The sequence below is a fragment of the Embleya sp. NPDC001921 genome (assembly GCF_053594475.1).
Genome location: NZ_JBSFEO010000007.1, coordinates 247,852 through 267,664 on the forward strand (window position 1 = coordinate 247,852; position 19,813 = coordinate 267,664).

The following is a 19,813-nucleotide window of genomic DNA, read 5'->3' on the forward strand; positions in this document are numbered from 1 at the left end:
CGTTCGAAGTTCGCCGTACTGCCGATCCTCATAAACCATACGAGTGTCGGAAACCGGCCGCATCGGGCCCATCGTCACCCGACCGGGGTTTCCTCCGGATCAAGAACCCTGATCCGGGGCCGGTTCGTCACCTTCCGTGAACAACTGTTCCAGTTCCTCTCGGCCGGGCAAACCCTTGGGCCGGACGAGTTCCCCGGTGCGCACGTACAAGAACGCGGCCGAGACCTCCTCGATCGGCACGTCGGCGTATTCGGCCCAGGCCAACCGGTAGACCGCGAGCTGGAGCGGGTCCGCGTTCTGCACCCGGTTGGTCTTCCAGTCGACCACCTCGAACCCCGCGCCCTCGCGATAGACCGCGTCGATCCGGCCACGCACGATCCGGCCGCCGAGGAAGAGCTGAAAGGGCGCCTCCACCCGGTACGGGGCGCGCTGCGCGTAGGGCGTGCGCAGGAACGCCTCCTGGAGCGCGAGCAGGTCCGCCTCGTCGGTGATCTCCTCGTCGGCCGCGCCCGGCAGGTCGTCCGGTTCCAGCAGCGGGCGCTCGCCGAACAACGACTCGACCCACGCGTGGAAGCGGGTGCCGCGGCGGGCCGCGGGGGCGGGCGGGCGCGGCATCGGCCGGGCCAGTTCGCGCGCGAGGCCGTCCGGGTCGTTGGACAGGCGCAACATCTGGGACGCGGACAACGTCGCGGGCAGCGGCACCTCGCGCACCCCGGATCGGCCGCGGCGCAGTTCCTCGGCCAGCCGGACCAGGTCGCGGTCCCACGACTCGATCAGGGCCAGCTCGTCCGGGGTGGGCTCGAACCGGGCCGCGGCGCCGGTCGCGGGGCCCTCGACCGCCGGGTGCCCGGCGCGTACCTCGTCGGTGTGCTCGCGGGCGTCGTCGTGGTCGCGCGAGGGCAGGTCGCGCGCGGGCGGTCCGGGGTCGTCCTCCGGGGGCGGCGCCTCGTGCTCCGGGTCCGGCGGGATGTGGGCGTCGTAGACCTCGACCGGCACTCGCTCGTCGTCGGCCGGGCCCGGGGCGACCGTGATCTCGGACTCGGACTCGGACTCGGACTCGGGCTCGGACTGGGACACGGGCTCGGGCTCGACCGAGGGGTGCTGCATCGCGTGGTCGACCCGCCGGGCGGCCTCGCGCCGGGCGAGTTCGGCGAGCACCGCGTCGGCCGCCCGGCGGCGCTCCACCAGCGCGGTCGGGTCCAGCGGCAGCGGCCAGGCGTGTTCGAGGGTGTCCGCCAGATACGGGTTGACGGGCTCGGCGGGTTCGGGCGTCCACACCTCGACGGTGCCGTTGCCGGCTTCGCAGTGCTCGCGGAGCCGGGTCAGGAACGCCGACGGGCCGCGCGGCTTCTTCTGGGTCGGCCCCCACCAGTGGCCGGACGCGATCAGCAGTTGTTTGGGGCGGGTGAAGGTCACGTAGCCCAGGCGCAGCTCCTCGGTCGCCTGGTGCTCGCGCATCGCGGCGTCGAACGCCTTGAAGCCCTTGGGCGTCAGGTCCGGCAACACCGCGAGCGCGTCCGCGTCGCCGCGCAGCGGGTGCGGCAGCGCCTTGCCGTTGGTGATCCACTTGGTCTGCGTACGCACGCTCGGGAAGACGCCCTCGATCAACCCGGGGACCACCACCACCTCCCACTCCAGGCCCTTGGACTTGTGCGCGGTGAGCACCTTCACCGAGTCGCCGGCCGTGGGCAGGCTGCCGTCCAGCCCCTTGTCGTGTTCGGCGGCGGTGCGCAGGAAGGCCAGGAACGCGGTGAGCGAGGGGTCGCCGTCCAGGTCGGCGAAGCCCGCCGCGACGTCCAGGAACGCGTGCAGCGTCTCCCGGCGGCGCGCGGCCAGCGCGCCGGGCGACGCGGACAGCTCGACCTCCAGGCCGGTACCGGCGAGCACCCGGTGCAGCAGGTCCATCAGCGGCTCGCCCAGGTGCCGGCGCAGGTCGCGGATCTCGGTGGCGACCCGGGCGAACCGGCGGCGCGCCTCGGCCGAGAAGGGGTGGTGCTCGCCGGGATCGGCGAGCGCGTCGGAGAGCGAGACCACCTCGGTGGGGTCGATCCCGGCCACCGCCTCCTCCAGGCGCGCGTCCGCGTCGTCGGCGCCGGCCCGATCGACGCGGACCAGTTCGGCGGCCCGGCGACCGAGCAGGGCCAGGTCGCGCGGCCCGATCCGCCAGCGCGGCCCGGCCAGCAGACGCACCAGCGCGGAGTTGGCGGTGGGGTCGTCGAGCACCTCGCACACGGCCACCAGGTCGGCCACCTCGGGCAGGTGCAGCAGCCCGGACAGGCCGACCACCTCGACCGGGATGTCGCGGCGCACCAGCGCCGCGTGGATGTCCGCGAAGTCGGCCGCGGTGCGCGCGAGCACCGCGACGTCGCCGGGGGTGATCGGGTCGCCGTTCTTGTCCAGGACGGTGCCGATCGCGGTGCCGATCCGGTCCGCCAGCCAGTCGATCTCCGCACGGTGGGTGGGCAGCAGCGCCGCGACGGCCCACCCCTCGTGCTCGGCGCCGGGGCCCGGGCGCAGCGCCTCCACGCCGCTCTCGGGGGTGCGCAGCGGTTCGGAGAGGTCGTTGGCGAAGGCCAGGATCCGGCCGCCGCTGCGCCGGTTCTCGGACAGCGCGTAGCGGGCCGCGGGGGTGCCGTCGCGCTGCGGGAAGTGCACCGGGAAGTCGTGGATGTTGGCGACCGAGGCGCCGCGCCAGCCGTAGATCGCCTGGCACGGGTCGCCGACCGCGGTCACCGGGTGGCCGTGTCCGAACAGCCCCTGCAACAGCACGCGTTGGGCCACCGAGGTGTCCTGGTACTCGTCCAGGAGCACCACCCGGTAGGTGTCCCGCAGGATCTCGCCGACCTCGGGCCGCTCTCCCGCGATCCTGGCCGCGTAGGCGATCTGGTCGCCGAAGTCGAGCAGGTCGCGGCCGCTCTTGGCGTGGGCGTACGCGTCGACCAGGCGGGTCAGGTCGAGCCGGTTGCGCGCGGCGTCGGCGGCCTTGCGCGCGGCGGCGGAGGGCTTCGCGGCGGCCTCCACGTCGGCGACGAAGGCCCGGTCCCACTCCTGGAGCCGGTCGACGGGCACCAGGTGCTCGGCGAGTTCGCCGCCCAGGTGCAGGACCGAGGCCACCACATCGGGCAGCCGGCCGGTCAGCGTGGGGAACGGGCCCCGCGCGGTGCGCGCGGCCCGCGCGGCGAGCTGGTAGCGCGTCGCGTCGGCGAGCAGCCGGGCGGAGGGCTCCAGGCCGATCCGCAGCCCGTGCTCCTGCAGCAGCCGGCCGGCGAACGCGTGATACGTGGACACGGTCGGCTCGCCCGCGTCCTCGTCGGCGGGGATCTCGCCGCCGCGCAGTTGCCCGATCGCCTTGCGCACGCGCTGGGCCAGCTCGCCGGCGGCCTTGTTGGTGAAGGTGAGGCCGAGCACCTGGTCGGGGCGTACCGCGCCGGTGCCCACCAGCCACACCACCCGTGCGGTCATCACCGTGGTCTTGCCGGATCCGGCCCCGGCCACGATCACCCCGGGGCTCAGCGGCGCGAGCACCGCGTCGAGCTGCTCCGGTGTGAAGGGGATCCCCAGGAGACGACACAGGTCGTCCGGGTCGGTCAGTACGGCGTGCACCGGAGGAACACTAGCCCCGCACGGCGACAGGGACGGTCGCCGTGCGGGTCGGGTGTGCGCGGCCGTGGGTCAGGAGGCACCGAACTTCGACAGCGCCTCGGCGTCCACCACCTGGTCGGCCGGCGGCACGGCCGGCTCGCACTTGTTCTTGCCCTTGCTGAAGCGCATCTCGGCCGAGCCGTCGTCGGTCTTGACCAGCACCGGGTAGGGCTTGCCCTTCTCCGGGACGAACAGGGTCGTGGTGACCCCGTCCTCGTCCTTCTTGGCGAGCGGGATCAGCTTCCTGCCGTCGATCTTGACCGCTTCGCCCTTGGTCACCCCGTCGGTGGAGCCGTCGAAGAAGTCGGTCGGGTCGAACGGGCCGTCCTCGTCGTCGGCGGGCGTCTTCATGTACTTGCCGGCCATGAGCTTGCCCATCTCGCTCGGGCCGCCCTCCTCCCCGCCCATCGTCTTGGACCAGAAGGCGGCGTCGGCCTTCATGTACAGGTCGTTGCCGACCTTGATCATCTCGACCGGGGAGCCGTCCATCTTCATGTTTCCGACCAGGTCCGCGCCCTTGCGGATGCAGATGTCCCACTCCATGGACGTGTTGTCCTCGGTGTCCTTGCCGGTGCCGGTCATCTTGAAGTCGTCGACCTGCTTGAGCAGGGCCAGCGACTCGTCGGCGAGAGCCTTGGCGTCGGTACCGGCGTTGGACTTCAGCTCGTCCTCACCGCACGCGGTGAGTCCGCCGAGGGCGAGGGCTGCGGCGGCGGACGCGACGACGGCCATCCGGGTAATGCGCACGGGGCTCCTTGATCACACAAGCAAAGGGGGACTGACTTGCTCGCATGAGTATGGCTATGGCAAAGAACTGCCAATCATCCGCCCCTTTTTGATTACTTTTGATTGCTAATCAACCGTCATCCGTCCCTCCGGACGCGCGCTGCAGCACTTGCGGAAATCGCACATGTCGCAGTGCGAACCCGTGCTCGGGGTGAACCGCTCGCCGATGATCCGGCCGGCCACGTCCGCGAGCAACCCGCCCACCCACGTCCCGCCGTCCGGTCCGGGCAGCGGCGGGTCCTGGGCCAGCACCAGCGGCTGCTCGGCGTCGCCCTTCTCCGCCGTACGCAACTGGATCAACTCGGCACCGCCGGAGGCCGGTCGGCCGCCCTCGAAACCGGGCAGGTCGTCGAGCGCGCCGGCCGCGACCGCGACCTGGTACACCGCGAGTTGCGGGTGCTCCTCGATCTCGGTGCGAGTCGGCGGCCGACGCCCGGTCTTGAAGTCGACCACGTACGCGAGGCCGTCCTCGCCGCGCTCGACCCGGTCCATCGAGCCCCGGATGACCACCCGGTACTCGCCCGCGGTCAGCTCGACCTCGAAGCCGTGCTCGGTCGCCGCGACCACCCGGTGCCGCTCGTGGGTGTGCCAGGACAGGAACCGCTCCAGCGCCGTCCGGGCCTCGTCCTTCTGCTGCTCGGACTGCCACGGCGCGTCGAACGCCAGCGCGTCCCACACCCGGTCCAGCCGGTCCATCAGCACCGGCAACTCGGCCGCGGTCGCGCCGGTGCCCACCTCGTCCGCCAGCGCGTGCACCACGTTGCCGAAGCCCAGCGCCGCCGAGCGCGGCGAGTCCGCGTGCACCTCACTGCCCAGGAACCAGCTCAGCGCGCAGTCGCGCACCTTGGCCACCGAACTGCCGGACAACCGCACCGCGCCGTCCGGGTCCCGGATCGGCACCCCGGGATCGGTCGGCGCCACCAGCCCCCACCACCGGTCCGGGTGCGCGGCCGGCACCAGCGGATGCCCCTCGTCGTCGCGCAGATCCGCGAGCGCGGCCAACCGGCGCGCGGCCGCCCGGCGCAGCACGGCGGGCGCCAGCGGATCCACCGCCGCCGACCGCAGCTCGGCCACCAGCGCCGAGGTGGACAGCGGACGCCGGGGCCGCTCCTTGACCTCCACCGGCGCAACCCCCAGCTCCTCCAGGAAGCGCGAGGGCTGATCGCCGTCGTCGTAGCTGGAGTCGACCGCGGTCACCACCAGCCGCTCCTTCGCCCGGGTGACCGCGACGTAGAACAACCGCCGCTCCTCGGCGAGCAGCGCGCCCGGCGACAGCGGTTCGGCCAGGCCGTCCGAACCGATCCGGTCCGCCTCCAGCAGCGAACCCCGGCGGCGCAGGTCCGGCCACAGCCCCTCCTGCACGCCGTGCACCACCACCAGCCGCCACTGCAGACCCTTGGCCCGGTGCGCGGTCAACAATCGCACCGACTCGCCGCGCAGCGCGCTGTCGTCGAGCCGGTCGCCGGGGATCTGCTGGGCCTTGAGCTCGGCCAGGAAGTTCAGCGCGCCCCGATGGCCGGCCCGCTCCTCGGCCTTGGCGGCCACCTCGAACAGGGCCACCACCGCGTCCAGGTCGCGGTCCGCGTTGCGCCCGGCGGTACCGCCGCGCAACACCGCGCGCTCCAGCCGTCCGGGCCACGGCGTGCCCTGCCACAGCTCCCACAGCGCGTCCTCGGTGCTGCCGCCGCCCGCGAGCACCTCGCGCGCCTTGCGCACGAGCATGCCCAAGCGCAACGCGCCGCCGCCGATCCGCTGCTCGATCCCGACCAGTTGCCCGGGCTCGGCCAGCGCGTCCCGGATCAGCTCGGCGGAGGGCCGGGTGCTGGTCACCGAGGCGCCCGAGGCGGCCCGCTCCTCGGCCCGCAGCGCCCGCCCGAGCAGCCGCAGATCGCCCGCGTCCAGCCCGCCCAGCGGGGACTGCAACAACGAGCGCGCGGTCTCCGCGTCCAACACGTTCGGGTCCGCCGCCACGTGCAGCGCGGTCAACAGCGGCGACACCGCCTGCTCGGCCGCGATCGGCAACTCGTCGCCGGCGATCTCCAGCGGCACCCCGGCGGCCGACAACGCCCGCCGCAGACCCGGGATCGAACGCGCGCCCGAGCGCACCAGCACGGCCATCTCCCCCCACGGCACACCCTCCTCCAGGTGCGCGCGACGCAGGATGTCGGCGATGTTGTCCAGCTCCGCGCCGGGCGTGGGATAGGTGTACACCTCGACCCGGCTCGGGTCCCGCTCACCCGACACCGACGGGATCAACTCGCGGTGCGCGCGCACCCGGTCGCCGGGCAGCCGGCTCAGCGGCATGCGCTGGGTGACCACCCGGGACGCGGCCAGCAGCCCGGCCGGCGCCCGGCGCGAGGTGCGCAGCACGACGATGTCCGCGGGCTCGCCGTCGGCACGCGGGAAGCGGTGCGGGAAGTCGAGGATGCCGTTCACGTCCGCGCCGCGGAACGCGTAGATGGACTGGTCCGGGTCACCCACCGCGATCAGGTCCCGCCCGTCACCGGCCAGCGCCGCCAGCAGGCGCACCTGCGCCGGGTCGGTGTCCTGGTACTCGTCGACGAACACCGCCTTGTAGCGCCCGCGCAGGATCTCGGCGGTCTCCGGGCGCTCGGCGAGCAGCACCGCGCGGTGCACCAGTTCGGCGTAGTCGACCACGCCCTGCGCGTCGATCACGTCCAGGTACTCGGCGAGGAAATCGGCCGCGGCCCCCCAGTCCCGGCGCCCGGTGTCCTTGGCGAAGCGGGCCAACGCGTCCGGGTCGAGCCCGAGTTCGCGGCTGCGCGCGATCACCGCGCGCACCTCGTCGGCGAATCCCCGGGTGCCCACCGCCGCACGCAGCTCGGCGGGCCAGCTCTGGCTGCCCTCCTCGACCCCGCCCGCGAGCAGTTCGCGCACGAACACGTCCTGCTCGGGACCGGTCAACAGGCGCAGCGGATAGCTGAACAACTCGGCCGGCTGGTGTTCGCGCACCAGTGCGTAGCAGAACGAGTGGAACGTGGTCGCGGTCGGCACCGCCGCGGTCCGCGCCCCGGCCGCGCGCAGCCGCGCGGTCAACCGGTCGCGCAGTTCGCCCGCCGCCTTGCGACCGAAGGTCAGGACCAGGATCTCCTCCGGCCGGATCCCGCGCGCCACCCGCTCGGCGACCGCCTCCACGAGCACGGTGGTCTTGCCCGTGCCGGGACCCGCGAGCACGAGCAGCGGCCCGCCGCGGTGCTCGACGACGGCACGCTGGTAGTCGTCGGGGATCACGGGCGCGGGCGGGGCCACGGGGGTGCGCCGCAGGCGGTACGCCGGGGTCGGGGTGGTCATCTGGCCGAAATTGCCTTCGGGTCGCCGTCGAATCCTGTGTCTGCACGGGGCCGCGCCGTCGACGGGTCGGACGGCGGTCTCGGTCGCGGTGGGTCGGCCGCGCCCCGGTCGGCAGGGCGCGGCCGATGCCCATCAGATCACACCCGGCCCGCTCGCCCCGGGAGCACACAGGACTTCCGGGACCGGATCGGGGGCGCGACCACTGTGACCCGGCCCACCCCGCAGTGTCAGGAGATCGGCGGATCCTCCCGGTCGGCGGGCAGCTCCGCGGGCACCTCGTCGGGCGCCGGCACCCAGCGCGCCCGCCCGATGTCCACCCGCTCGCCGCCCGAACGCAACGGCGTGCCCTCGGCCCGGTAGTGCCCGGGCGCGCGCACCGCGTGGCTCGGCGGCAACGAGCCGTCCGCGCGCACCACCCGCCACCACGGCACCCCGCCGCCGTACAGCGCCATCACGCGGCCGACCTGCCGTGGGCCGCCTTCCTGGAGGGCCTCGGCGACGTCCCCGTAGGCCATCACCCGCCCGGGCGGGATGCGCTCGACCAGGTCGAGCACCCGCTCGGCGAAGGGGTTAGGGTCACTCATCCGCACATGGTGACAGAGTCGTCGGACACGGGGTCGGACGACCGCCCGCCCCTTTCGGCCGCACTTCGGCGCGGCCGGCCGCAATCCCGGACGCGGGTCGTGGCACCATCGACGCGGTGGTGACGGGTGATTCGAGAGCATGACGGAACGATCGCGACGGGGGCCCCCGGGAACGGGCGCGCCCTCGTAGTCGAGCCCTCACAACCGCTGCGCGTGCACCGATCGTCCGATTTGATCCGAGTACTGCTCGGCGTGCTCACCCTCGGCGTGGTCTTCTTCCTGGCCAGTATCGCCCGGCAGACCACCTCCGGCCTGGAATCGGACATCGTGCGCGGCGCCCAGAACAGCACGCCGCACCTGCTGCTCAACCTCTCCGGCGGGGTGTTCGCCGTCGCGGTGCTCGTGGTGCCGGTGGCCTACGGGATCGAACGCCTGGTCAGCCGGGACGGGTTGCGGGTCGCCGACGGGGTGATCGCCGCGGCCGTGACCTACCTGGCCTCGCTCGGCCTGGACTGGTGGATCACCGGCCCCGGCCCCGAGGCGCTGCGCGACGCGCTGACCCGCCCGCTGCCACTGCCGCGCAGCGGCTGGACCGACCCGGTGCACGGCTACCTCGCGCCGATCGTCGCCTACGTCACCGCGGTCGGCCTGGTCCGCAGACCACGCTGGCAGTTGGTGGTGTGGACGCTGCTCCTGCTGAACGCGGCGACCGTGCTGGTCGGCGGGTACACCACCCCCGTCGCGCTGCTCACCAGCGTGTTGTTCGGCCGCACCATCGCCTACGCCACGCTGTACGCGGTCGGCCTGCCCAACACCCGGCCGCCGGCCGAGTCGGTGGTCGCCGCGCTGCGCCGGTTCGGCCTGGTCGCGTTGTCCTGTGTGCGCACCGACGACGGCCCCGAGGAGACCCGCCGCTACGCGGTCCGGCTGGCCGACGAGCGGCTGCTGGACGTCACCGTGCTGGACCGCGACCAGCAGGCCTCCGGCGCGATCTACCGCTTCTACCGCCGCCTGGTCCTGCGCGGGGTCACCCAGCGCCGCACCGTGTTGTCCACCCGCCGCGCCCTGGAGCAGGAGTCGCTGATGGCGTACGCCTGCGCCGACGCGGGGGTGCGCGCGCCGCGTCTGGTGGCCACCACCGAGGTCGGCCCGGACGCCGCGCTGCTCGCCTACGCGCACGTGCCCGGCCGCACCCTGGACACCCTCGAGGACGACGAGCTCACCGACGAGCTGCTGGCCCGGCTGTGGAAGCTGCTGGGCCTGCTCCAGGCACACCGGCTCACCCACCGGCGGTTGGTCGCCGAGAGCGTCCTGGTGGACGGCACCGGCGAGCCGTGGCTGGTGGACCTGCGGGCCGGCGAGATCGCCTCCGGCGACCTGGCGCTGCGGATCGACACCGCGCAGTTGCTCACCACGATCGCGCTGCGGGTGGGCGAGGAGCGCGCCGTGCACACCGCCGCGGAGGTGCTCGGCGCGGACACCGTGGCCGCGTGCCTGCCGCTGTTGCAGAAGGTCGCGCTCAGCCGCAGCACCCGCGCGGTGCTGCGCAAGGACAAGAACCTGCTCTCCCGGATCCGCGAGCAGATCCTGGAGTTGCGTCCGCAGGCCGAGGTCGAGCCGGTCCGCCTGGAGCGGGTCCGCGCGCGCACCCTGGTCACCGTGGTGGCCAGTGCGTTCGCGGGCTACTTCCTGCTGTCCCAGCTCAGCCACGTCGACCTGGGCGAGATCTTCGACAGCGCGAACTGGGGCTGGGCGGCGATCGGCCTGCTGGCCTCCTCGCTCAGCTACGTGTGCGCGGCGCTGATGTTGCTCGGCTTCGTCCCCGAACGGCTGTCGCTGTTTCGCACCACCGTGGTGCAACTCGCCGGTTCGTTCGTGAAGCTGGTCGCGCCGCCGGCGGTCAGCGGCGTCGCGTTGAACACCCGCTACCTGCAGAAGGCCGGTATCCCGCCCACCCTCGCCGCCGCGAGCGTGGGCGTCTCGCAGTTGGGCGGCCTGGTCTTCCACGTCGGTCTGTTGGCCTTCTTCGGCTACATCGCGGGCACCGCCGAGACGCCGTCCTTCGCGCCGTCGGGCGCGGTGATCGCGGGCCTGCTGGTGCTGGCCCTGGTGACGCTGCTGGTGATGGCCGTACCGCCGCTGCGGCGCTGGATCGTCAAGCAGTTGCGCCAACTCTTCTCCGGCATCGTGCCGCGTCTGCTGGACGTGCTGCAGACCCCGACCAAGCTCGCGGCCGGGCTGGGCGGCACCGTGTTGCTCACGCTGTCCTTCATCCTGTGTCTGGACGCCAGCGTGCGGGCCTTCGGCGGCTCGGCCAACTTCGCCGCGATCGCGGTGGTCTTCCTGGCCGGCAACGCGATCGGCTCGGCCGCACCCACCCCGGGCGGCATCGGCGCGGTCGAGGCGGCCCTGATCGCGGGCCTGACCAGCACCGCGCGCCTGCCGTTCGAGACGGCGACCGCCGCCGTCCTGCTCTACCGCTTCCTGACCTTCTGGCTCCCGGTGCTGCCCGGCTGGCTCGCCTTCACCCACCTGCAACGCAAACAGGCGATCTGAGCCCTGGCCACAGCCTTGAAAAAACGCCGGACGGGCCGATGGGAATCGGCCCGTCCGGCGTTCGAGCACATCCGGCCGGAGCCCGATCCGTCCGGGCCGTCCGGCGTTCGAGGGCACCTCGGCCGCAGGGCGGGTGCGCCCCGCGGCCGTCCGGCCCCGCTTGGTCCCCGAGGAGCTAGTAGACCGGCTTCTCCGGCTCGATCTGGTTGACCCACCCGATCACGCCACCGCCCACGTGCACCGCGTCGGCGAAGCCCGCGCTCTTGAGCACCGCCAGCACCTCGGCCGAGCGCACGCCCGTCTTGCAGTTGAGCACGATGCGCTTGTCCTGCGGCATGTCCTCCAGGGCCCGGCCCATCAGGAACTCGTTCTTGGGGATCAGCCGCGAACCCGGGATCTTGACGATCTCGTACTCGCCCGGCTCACGAACGTCGATCAGGTCGATGTTCTCGCCCGCGTCGAGCCATTCCTTGAGCTGGCGGGGCGTGATGGTCGAACCGAGCGCGGCCTCCTGGGCCTCCTCGGAGACCACGCCGCAGAACGCCTCGTAGTCGATCAGCTCGGTCACGGTCGGGTTCTTCCCGCACACCGCGCACTCGGGGTCCTTGCGCACCTTGACCGTGCGGTACGTCATCTCCAGCGCGTCGTAGATCATCAGCCGGCCGACCAGCGGCTCGCCGATGCCCATCAGCAGCTTGATCGCCTCGTTGACCTGGATCGAGCCGATCGACGCGCACAGCACGCCCAGCACGCCGCCCTCGGCGCACGAGGGCACCATGCCGGGCGGCGGGGGCTCCGGGTACAGGCAGCGGTAGCACGGGCCGTGCTCGGACCAGAACACACTGGCCTGGCCGTCGAAGCGGTAGATCGAACCCCACACGTACGGCTTGTTCAGCAGTACACAGGCGTCGTTGACCAGGTACCTGGTGGCGAAGTTGTCCGTGCCGTCGACGATCAGGTCGTACTGCCCGAAGATCTCCATCACGTTGTCGGCCTCGAGCCGCTCCTCGTGCAGGACGACCTTGGTGTACGGGTTGATCTCCTTGACCGAGTCGCGCGCGGACTCGGCCTTGGACCGACCGATGTCGCTCTGTCCGTGGATGATCTGGCGCTGCAGGTTCGACTCGTCGACGGTGTCGAACTCGACGATGCCCAGCGTGCCGACACCGGCCGCGGCGAGGTACATCAGCGCCGGCGAACCCAGGCCACCGGCGCCCACACAGAGCACCTTGGCGTTCTTCAGCCGCTTCTGCCCGTCCATCCCGACGTCGGGGATGATCAGGTGGCGCGAGTAACGACGGACCTCGTCGACGGTCAGCTCGGTGGCCGGCTCGACCAGGGGTGGTAGCTGCGACACGGAAACTCCGATGGTCGGACTGTTCATCTCGGCTCTTTTCCTACCGCAACAGTGCCACGCTCGTCCCGATTCCCGGGCACCGGGTCCGGTCCGTGAGATTCGCGCGCGCGAGGGCGTTCCGGGCGCCTTCGACGGCGCCCGGAGCGGCCCGGCCGGGGCTACTTGGTGAGCTTGCCCGTCGGGTACGGCCACGGGTTGGCCTCGCAGGTCTCACCCTTCATCGCGCCCTCACTGGCGACCCGGGTCTTGGTCTGCTGCATCATCACCGGGGCCAAGTCCGAGCCGATGCCGCCGGCACCGCAGGACTTCTCGTGGTTGTGCCCGAGCCGGTGCCCGACCTCGTGGTTGATCAGCATCTGCCGGTAGCCGACGATGTCGTCGCCGTAGGCGGTCGAGCCCTGCGCCCAGCGCCACGCGTTGATCATCACGTACCGGGTGCCGTACGCGTCGCACGAGACGTTGTCCGCGCTGGTGTCGCCCACGATCGGGGTGCACGCCTTGTGCACCGACTGCGGGCTGGCCAGTCGCACCACGAAGTCCGCCTTCGGCGAGTTGTCGGTGCGCTCGAAGGTCAATCCGCCGGTGGCCCAACTGCGCTTGTCGTTCAGGGTCTTCTGCACCGTCTTGGCGAACAGTTCGCCGTCCAGTTGCAGGCCCTGCTCGATCTCCACCGCGTACGTGTACTTGCGGCCGGGGCCGGGCGCGGCCTCCTTGCCGGGCACGGTGTCGAAGCTGCCGTTCAGGCCGAGCTTGGGATCGAGCGGGAAGCGCACGGTGAGCTGGTCGGTGGTGGTCGGCGACGCGGGCGTCGGCAGCGGCAACGAGGAGGCACCGCCCTGCGCGACCGGGTCCCGATCCGAGGAGCGCGACGCGGCCTGGTCGGTGGGCCGCGGCGCGGCGCCCGGCGCGGCCTGGTCGTCGCCCGAGGCCTGGCTCGACGTGCCCTCGTCGGGCATCTGGAGCACGACCGCGCCGGCGAGCACCGCACCGGTGACCACCGCGCCGCTCGCCGCGACCAGCGTGCGCCGGCCCTTGCGCGGCGCGGGACGGTTCGCCCGCCGGGTCTGCGCGCGGCCCTTCGGCGGGGCGCTCCCGGCGTCCGGTTCGAAGCCGTACTCCGGCTCGGGCTCCACCGCGTACGCCGACTCCGACTCCGCGTCCGCGAAGTCGTCGCCCGGTTCGGTCGCGAACGAGAGCTGTTCCAGGTCGAGTTCGGGGGCCGACACGGCCCACGGCTCGGCCTCCATCGCATACTGCCCGGCACCGGGACCGGCCGCCCGCACCGACTCGGCGGGCATCTCGTACAGCGCGTCCACCAGCGGATCGCGCACGGGCGCCACGGCCTGGTAGGCACCCGACGCGTCGTAGCCGTAGCCGACGAAGCTCTGCGGCTCGAACGTGGTGGTGTCGTACATCGGCGCGGCCGGCGCCTCGACGACCGCGTGCATCCCACTGGGGTAGCCGTCCGCGGCGTACAGGTCGTTCGCGTGGCCCACCGCCGTGTAGCCGCCGGTGGCGTACGGGTCGGCGCCGTAGGAGTCCGCGCCGTAGGCGTCGCCGCCGAACGAGCCGGTCGCGAACCCGGTCGCGCCGAACGTGTCGGTACCGAACGTGTCGGTGCCGAACGTGTCGGTGCCGAACCCGTCGGTGCCGAAGGTGTCCGCGCCGAACGGCTGTGCCGCGTAGCCGGCCGAGCCGGCCTGCGCGCCGTACGGCTCCAGCGGGTCGTCCCAGTGCGCGGGCTCGCCGGGCATCGTCCCGGCCGCCGTCCAGATCCCGGAGCCGGCCTCCGGCGCGGGGTGCTCCCAGCCGTGCTGCTGCCCGCCGTCGTAGCCGAGGCTCCCCTGCGGCACGGCCTGGTAGCCGCCGTAGCCGGGGTCCGCGGGGTAGCCGTGGTAGCCGGTGTCCTGCTCGGGATACGCGCCGGCGTACGAGGTGTCGATCAGGCCGCCGGCGTATCCGTCCTGCTGCACCTGTCCGTACGCGCCCTGCTGCGGCACCGCGGCGTAGCCGCCGGACAGTGCGTCGTCCGGCAACCCCTCACCGCCGTACTGCACGCTCGTCTGCGTTCCCGAGTGACGTCCCATGAGTCTGCGTTCACCCCACCACGTTCGACGGCGATAGGGCCCCGTCGAGAAGTTCGCGGAAACCCCGGGCCACCACGCGGGGGTGTTCGAGCATGGCCACGTGCCCGGAGTCGGGCACCACCAGCAGTCGTGCGTCCTGGAACGTCTCGGTCGCGCGCTTGGCCATGCGCGCGTCGACCAATTTGTCCCGGCGCCCGTAGACGAGCAGCGTCGACGCCCGCACATCGGCCGCCTGCCGCCACAGCGCCCGTTCGCCGCGCTCCAGGTAGGCCCCGATGACCGACCTGGTCGAGTGCGAGAACGCGTCCATCATGTACGGGAGTTCGAGTCGACGCCGGTACTCGGCGGCGGCGTCGGCGAAGGCCTTCTCGCCGACCGTGTCCGGGTTGCCGTACATCATCGCGATCGACATCCGGGTGCGCTGCTCGGGCGTCATGTTGCGGCTGAGCCGCAGCAGCGCACGACCCACACCGGGCACGCCGAGCATCGCCGTCGGCAGCACCGACGTCCGCACCCGCAGGTCCGGCAGCGCGGGCGAGATCAGGGTCAGCGTGCGGACCAGGTCCGGGCGTCGCGCGGCGAGCCGGGTGGCCACCGCGCCGCCCATCGAATTGCCGAACACGTGCACCGGGCCCTTGCGCAGCGACAGGATCGCGCCCTCGACCGCACGACAGTGCGCGGAGATCGAGTAGTCCCCGTTCCGCGGCGGCGGCGAGTACCCGAAGCCGGGCAGGTCGATCATCTCGACGGAAAGATCCGACCGCAGTTCGGCGGCCAGTTCCGTCCAGTTCAGGGAGGAGCCGCCGAGGCCGTGGATCATCATCGCGGGCGGCAGGTCGGCGTCGCGGAGCGCGTCTCGGCGCACCACGACCTCGTTGCCGGTGGCGACTTCGACCGTACGCGCAGGCCAAGGCGTCGCGTCGGCTTCGCTTGCGGGGCTGATGGTCGTCACGGTGGGCAATATTACGAGATGATCACTGAGACGGAAGGGCGGATGCCTCGACCGGCTTCGTCGGCCCGGGTGCTCTCGGCTCTTATGCCCTGTTTCATGACGTCACTGTAAACGCTTCGCACATCACGTTTCGACATCGATCCCGAAAGTGCGACAACGAACGCGGGGCGGATCATGGACTTGCGGGAACCCCGCATAGCGGAGCACCGCACGGGCAGGGAGGCCGTATGTACCGCATCGACGAAACCCCCGAGTTCGAAGACGTCACGGAAGGTGACGCCGCACTCCCCGACGAGACGGCCGACGACCCCGAGATTCCGGTTCCGGACGCGGTGGATCAGCACACCGCGGTGGAAGCGGACGACGGCGACGGCGATCCCGTATGGGAGTCGGTGCCCGACGGCGTGGACCCCGCGGACGCGACCGAGCAGCGTCGAGGAGTCGGGCGCCGGGAGGACGACGACTATCGCTGAGCGTCGATTCCCGCGCCGTCGCCCAGGGCTCGCGACCACCCTCCGCGCACTTCACGCGCCCTTGCGGGGGTTGTCACGGGCGCGGGATCCTGTTTCGTTGCGCCACGAAACTTACGCCCTGGGTTACCCGAAAGTAGGATGACGTGGTGGAGAGACCCGCCGGATCACCGAACCATCCGGTGTCCGCGACACGTTGAGCGACACCTTGAGGAGCCCCGTGACAGCCATCCAGGATGCGGACCCCCGTCCTCGCGGTACCCGGCTGCCCCGGCTCGCGCGCAGGACGCAACTCCTCGGCGCCGCCCAGGAAGTCTTCGTCAAGCAGGGCTACCACGCAGCCGCGATGGACGACATCGCCGAATGCGCCGGCGTCAGCAAGCCCGTGCTGTACCAACACTTCCCCGGCAAGTTGGAGCTGTATCTGGCGCTGCTCGACCAGCACTGCGAGGCGCTGTTCGCGGCGGTGCAGCGCGCGCTGGAGTCGACGCACGACAACAAGTTCCGTGTGGCCGCCACGGTCGACGCCTATTTCGCGTTCGTGGACGACGACGGCGGCGCGTTCCGTCTCGTCTTCGAGTCGGACCTGACCAACGAGAGCGCCGTGCGCGAGCGCGTCGAGCGGGTCAGCGAGATGTGCGCCGAGGCGGTGAGCAAGATCATCGCCGAGGACACCGGACTCGGCCAGGAGGAGTCGATGCTCCTGGCGATCGGCCTGACCGGCATGGCACAGGTCACCGCGCGCTATTGGATCGCGCGCGGCGCGACCATCCCGCGCGACGCCGCCTCGCTGCTGGTCTCGTCGTTGTCCTGGCGCGGCATCTCGCGGTTCCCGCGCAAGGACGACCCGCAGCACTGAACGCCCGCCGGCCTGCGGCGTCGGGCCGGGAGCACGCTTGTTCCCGTCCGGCGTTCGCGTTCGGCGTACCCGTCATGGCGTGGGGTGACCCCGGCTCTCGACTAGCCTGCTGGAATGGGTACGGCCCGCGGTCGTCGCGGCGCCGATCTCCAGAATTTCAAGGCCGGAGGGACAGCCGTGGAGATCAAGATCGGCGTACAGCACGCCGGGCGGGAACTGGTGCTGGAGAGCACGGACAACCCGGAGGACGTCGAGCGGGCCATCGCCGACGCGCTGTCGGGGGCGTCCAAGCTGCTGTCCCTGACGGACGAGAAGGGCCGCCGGGTGATCGTGCCCGCCGACCGCCTCGCCTACGTCGAGATCGGCGAGTCGTCGGCGCGCAAGGTCGGCTTCGGCGCCAACGCCTGAGCACCGGCTGCCGATATCGGCACCGCACGACCCGAGGGTGGGTGGATCCGCACGCGGATCCACCCACCCTCGGTTTTCGGCAAGGTTTCCCGGGCGGCCCGCTTCGGGTCAGGACGCCAGCCCGAGCGCGGCCATCCGCTGCTGGTGCGCCTCGGTGATCCGGTTGAACATCCGCCCGATCTCGGCCAGGTCGAATCCGGGGCCCGCGCCGCCGCCGATCAGCATCGTGGACAACACGTCCCGCTCCGCGGCGACCCGCTGCGCCTGGCTGAGCGCCTCGCCCATCAACCGCCGCCCCCACAGCGCGAGCCGGCCCGCCACCTTGGGATCGCGCTCGATCGCCGAGCGCACCGCGTCGACCACGAAGGCCGAGTGCCCGGTGTCGCGCTGCACCTCCACGATCAGGTCCCGACTGACCTCGTCCAGGTGCGCGGCCACCTCGCGGTAGAAGTCGGCCGCGATACCGTCGCCCACGTACGCCTTGACCAGGCCCTCCAGCCAGTCGGCGGGCGCGGTGTGCACATGGAACTCGTCCAGCGGCGCGATGAACGGGTCCATCGCGGCGGCCGGGTCCGCGCCCAGCGCGGCGATGCGGTCGCGCAGCAGTGTGTAGTGCTGGAACTCGGCCACCGCCATCGCGGCCAGCGCGGCCTTGTCGTCCACCGTCGGCGCCATCTTGGCATCCTCGGCGAGCCGCTCGAAGGCGGTGATCTCGCCGTAGGCGAGTACGCCGAGCAGTTCGATCACGGCGGCCCGCATCTCCCCGGTCGGCTCCGTACCTGCGCTCATGTCGGCCCCTTCGTCCGTACCCGCCGCCCCAGTGTTCACAAGTACGCAGCGTAGTGAGCGCACCATGCTCACGGGGGCACCACGTCCGGGCGGAGTCGCCCATCTCCGGACAAGCAGTAATGAGCATCACCCCACCGGCCGCACCTCGCCGGGTACAGTGGTAGTGAACGCGGATGCCCGGTCGGAGGACGACTGGCTCCGACCGACCCGCTCGGGTGGCCGCCCGAAGGCGAGAGGTCCCGTGGAGCGCCCCGCAATTTCGGTGGGCGCCATGGTCTCGACCCGCTTTCGGTACGGACGGCCCCCAAACACACAGAAGAGGCTGGACCCCTGACAACTTTTCGCGAACTCGGAGTACTTTCGGAGACCGCCGAGGCCCTCGAGGCGCTCGGCATCATCGAGGCCTTTCCCGTCCAGGAGATGACCCTTCCGGTCGCCCTGTCCGGCAACGACGTGATCGGCCAGGCCAAGACCGGAACGGGCAAGACCCTCGGCTTCGGTATCCCACTGCTGCAGCGGATCACCGTCGCGGCCGACATCGAGGCCGGCCGCGCGCCCGCCGGCACGGTTGCCGGGCGTACGCCGCAGGCGCTGGTCGTGGTTCCCACGCGCGAGCTGTGCGTGCAGGTCACCAACGACCTCCAGGCCGCGGGCAAGCTGCGCAACGTGCGCGTGCTGGCCGTGTACGGCGGGCGGGCGTACGAGCCGCAGATCGACACGCTCAAGAAGGGCGTCGACGTCGTCGTCGGCACCCCGGGTCGGCTGCTCGACCTGGTCGGACAGGGTCACGTGAACCTGTCCGAGGTCAAGATGCTGGTGCTGGACGAGGCCGACGAGATGCTCGACCTGGGCTTCCTGCCCGACGTCGAGAAGATCGTCGAGCGCCTCCCGGCCCGCCGCCAGACGATGTTGTTCTCGGCCACCATGCCGGGTCAGATCATCACCCTGGCCCGCCGCTACATGAGCCGCCCCACGCACATCCGCGCGTCCGAGCCGGACGACGCGGGTGCCACCGTCAAGTCGGTCCAGCAGCGCGTCTACCGCGCGCACGGCCTGGACAAGCCCGAACTGATGGCTCGGGTGCTCCAGGCCAACGGGCGCGGCCTGGTGATGGTGTTCTGCCGGACCAAGCGCACCGCGGCCGACCTGGCCCAGGGCCTGGCCGAGCGCGGCTTCGCCTCCGCCGCCGTGCACGGCGACCTCGGTCAGGGCGCGCGTGAGCAGGCGCTGCGCGCGTTCCGCAACGGCAAGGTGGACGTGCTCGTGGCCACCGACGTCGCGGCCCGCGGGATCGACGTCGAAGGTGTCACCCACGTGGTGAACTACCAGTGCCCCGACGACGAGAAGACCTACCTGCACCGGATCGGTCGCACCGGCCGCGCGGGCGCCTCCGGCACCGCGGTGACGCTGGTGGACTGGGAGGACATCCCGCGCTGGAGCCTGATCAACAAGGCGCTGGACCTGGGCTTCGCCGAACCGGTCGAGACCTACTCCACCTCGCCGCACCTGTTCACCGACCTGGACATCCCCACCACCGTGGGCAGTGTGCTGCCGCGCGCCGACCGCACCCGTGCGGGCCTGGGCGCGGAGGACGTCGAGGACCTGGGCGAGACCGGCAAGAACAGCCGGGGCAACTCGGGCCGCAAGGGCACCGGTGGGCGCAGCCGCAGCGGTCCGGCCGCGTCCGGGCCGGCCGCCTCGGGCCCGTCCTCGGCCGACGCCGAGGCGAGCGACCCCAGCCGCCGTCGGGCACCGGGCTCGCGTCGTCGTCGTCGCGTCAACGGTGAGACCGGCGAGGCCGTCGCGATCGACCCGACCGCGACGTTCGTCGAGCCGCCCGTCGCGGTCGCGGTCGCCACCGCTCCCGCCGACGGCCCGGCCGTCGCCGGGGAGGCGGACGCGGACGGCGAGCGCGCGCCGCGCCGTCGCCGTCGCCGCACCCGTCGCCGTCCCGAGGGCGCCGAGGCCGGCGCCGTGGCGACCGACGAGGGCTGACACACGAGGGGCCGAC

General features: G+C 72.2%; 13 protein-coding genes. 5 read left to right on the top strand and 8 right to left on the bottom strand.

Annotated features, from left to right (window positions below):
• Nucleotides 1-99 precede the first annotated feature (99 nt).
• From ACWCPW_RS11205 to ACWCPW_RS11220, 4 genes are all read right to left on the bottom strand, one after another.
• A complete protein-coding gene (locus ACWCPW_RS11205) occupies nt 100-3,603 on the bottom strand; it encodes a UvrD-helicase domain-containing protein (RefSeq protein WP_449761282.1) in 3,504 nt (1,167 codons plus the stop codon).
• A 69-nt stretch (nt 3,604-3,672) separates the two neighbouring features.
• On the bottom strand, nt 3,673-4,389 hold the full coding sequence (locus ACWCPW_RS11210; RefSeq protein WP_449761283.1) for a hypothetical protein: 717 nt from the start codon (nt 4,387-4,389) through the stop codon (nt 3,673-3,675).
• Between the two features lie 105 nt (nt 4,390-4,494).
• Nucleotides 4,495-7,740: an ATP-dependent helicase gene (locus ACWCPW_RS11215; RefSeq protein ID WP_449761284.1), complete on the bottom strand. Its 3,246-nt coding sequence runs from the start codon at nt 7,738-7,740 to the stop codon at nt 4,495-4,497.
• A gap of 227 nt (nt 7,741-7,967) precedes the next feature.
• Nucleotides 7,968-8,324: an MGMT family protein gene (locus ACWCPW_RS11220; protein WP_449761285.1), complete on the bottom strand. Its 357-nt coding sequence runs from the start codon at nt 8,322-8,324 to the stop codon at nt 7,968-7,970.
• A gap of 213 nt (nt 8,325-8,537) precedes the next feature.
• Here ACWCPW_RS11220 and ACWCPW_RS11225 point away from each other — a divergent pair, with 213 nt between their 5' ends.
• Nucleotides 8,538-10,880, top strand: a complete 2,343-nt coding sequence (locus ACWCPW_RS11225; protein ID WP_449761286.1) for a lysylphosphatidylglycerol synthase transmembrane domain-containing protein — start codon at nt 8,538-8,540, stop codon at nt 10,878-10,880.
• A gap of 175 nt (nt 10,881-11,055) precedes the next feature.
• Here the strand turns inward: ACWCPW_RS11225 and moeZ are convergent, their stop codons facing one another.
• From moeZ to ACWCPW_RS11240, 3 genes are all read right to left on the bottom strand, one after another.
• Nucleotides 11,056-12,264 carry an adenylyltransferase/sulfurtransferase MoeZ gene (moeZ, locus tag ACWCPW_RS11230; protein WP_449761287.1) on the bottom strand — a complete coding sequence of 403 codons (1,209 nt, stop codon included), beginning with the start codon at nt 12,262-12,264 and terminating at the stop codon, nt 11,056-11,058.
• Nucleotides 12,265-12,395: 131 nt separating this feature from the next.
• Nucleotides 12,396-14,324, bottom strand: coding sequence for a DUF3152 domain-containing protein (locus ACWCPW_RS11235; protein ID WP_449761288.1), 1,929 nt, complete (start codon nt 14,322-14,324; stop codon nt 12,396-12,398).
• A gap of 10 nt (nt 14,325-14,334) precedes the next feature.
• Nucleotides 14,335-15,276 carry an alpha/beta fold hydrolase gene (locus ACWCPW_RS11240; RefSeq protein ID WP_449761289.1) on the bottom strand — a complete coding sequence of 314 codons (942 nt, stop codon included), beginning with the start codon at nt 15,274-15,276 and terminating at the stop codon, nt 14,335-14,337.
• Between the two features lie 227 nt (nt 15,277-15,503).
• Here ACWCPW_RS11240 and ACWCPW_RS11245 point away from each other — a divergent pair, with 227 nt between their 5' ends.
• The 3 genes from ACWCPW_RS11245 to ACWCPW_RS11255 all read left to right on the top strand — a co-directional run bounded on the left by ACWCPW_RS11245 (nt 15,504) and on the right by ACWCPW_RS11255 (nt 17,013).
• Nucleotides 15,504-15,749, top strand: a complete 246-nt coding sequence (locus tag ACWCPW_RS11245) for a hypothetical protein (protein ID WP_449761290.1) — start codon at nt 15,504-15,506, stop codon at nt 15,747-15,749.
• 217 nt (nt 15,750-15,966) lie between these two features.
• Entirely contained in the window at nt 15,967-16,605 is a 639-nt protein-coding gene (locus ACWCPW_RS11250) for a TetR/AcrR family transcriptional regulator (protein ID WP_395866312.1), read from the top strand.
• A gap of 177 nt (nt 16,606-16,782) precedes the next feature.
• The gene (locus tag ACWCPW_RS11255) at nt 16,783-17,013 is read left to right on the top strand and encodes a DUF3107 domain-containing protein (RefSeq protein WP_395866525.1); all 231 of its coding nucleotides are present in this window, start codon (nt 16,783-16,785) and stop codon (nt 17,011-17,013) included.
• Between the two features lie 108 nt (nt 17,014-17,121).
• Here the strand turns inward: ACWCPW_RS11255 and ACWCPW_RS11260 are convergent, their stop codons facing one another.
• Nucleotides 17,122-17,802 (bottom strand): ferritin-like fold-containing protein, encoded by a 681-nt coding sequence (locus tag ACWCPW_RS11260; RefSeq protein WP_395866314.1) that lies wholly within the window; start codon nt 17,800-17,802, stop codon nt 17,122-17,124.
• A gap of 420 nt (nt 17,803-18,222) precedes the next feature.
• Here ACWCPW_RS11260 and ACWCPW_RS11265 point away from each other — a divergent pair, with 420 nt between their 5' ends.
• Nucleotides 18,223-19,797, top strand: coding sequence for a DEAD/DEAH box helicase (locus tag ACWCPW_RS11265; protein WP_449761291.1), 1,575 nt, complete (start codon nt 18,223-18,225; stop codon nt 19,795-19,797).
• Nucleotides 19,798-19,813: the final 16 nt, after the last annotated feature.